The organism is Paenibacillus medicaginis, assembly GCF_042138635.1.
Classification (GTDB): domain Bacteria; phylum Bacillota; class Bacilli; order Paenibacillales; family Paenibacillaceae; genus Paenibacillus; species Paenibacillus medicaginis.
In genome coordinates, this window is the sequence record NZ_JBHIRY010000090.1 from 1 (window position 1) to 557 (window position 557).

Annotated in this window: 1 pseudogene; it reads right to left on the reverse strand. The window is 51.7% G+C overall.

Going from position 1 to position 557, the window contains the following annotated elements:
- A pseudogene (locus tag ACE5LO_RS27775) lies at positions 1-557 on the reverse strand (hypothetical protein); the annotation flags it as partial.

The window sequence follows — 557 nt, forward strand, 5'->3', positions numbered from 1 at the left end:
GTCACAATGGCATAACCCCCGGCTGGTATGGTCGGGTCTGTATCCTTGTTAAATCCGTCCGTATGCACCGATCCATCCGCCTTGTAGATCACATAATCGAACTTGCCGTCCACAACGCTGGCGTTATTTTTGATCGGATTGGTCAGGGATCCGTTATTGTCAAAGCGGTAGGAGGAGTTCCTTCCAGGAGAAATATCGATGTGGCTGATAGCATCTCCTGCAGCGCTCCCGACATCAAAGGTACGGTAAGGAACACCGAAGGTGACCGGATTTCCTGCAACCATGGTGACTACTGCGTAACGTCCACCCACAATGGAGGGCTCAGTATAGGTGTTGCTCCCGCGAGAGGATTCGGTTCCATCCGCCAGATAGACGACATAATCGAATTTGTCTTTCGTGGTTCCGTCGCTTTCCAGCGTGTCGGTTTTATCGCTGATATTGGTAAAGCGGTAGCTCTCCCCGATCCTTAGTGTCACCCGGTTATAGGCGGGTTCCGCACTAACCTCAGCCGTAAAATAACCATAAGGAAAGGCGACGGTAACAGGGTTGGAAGAGGC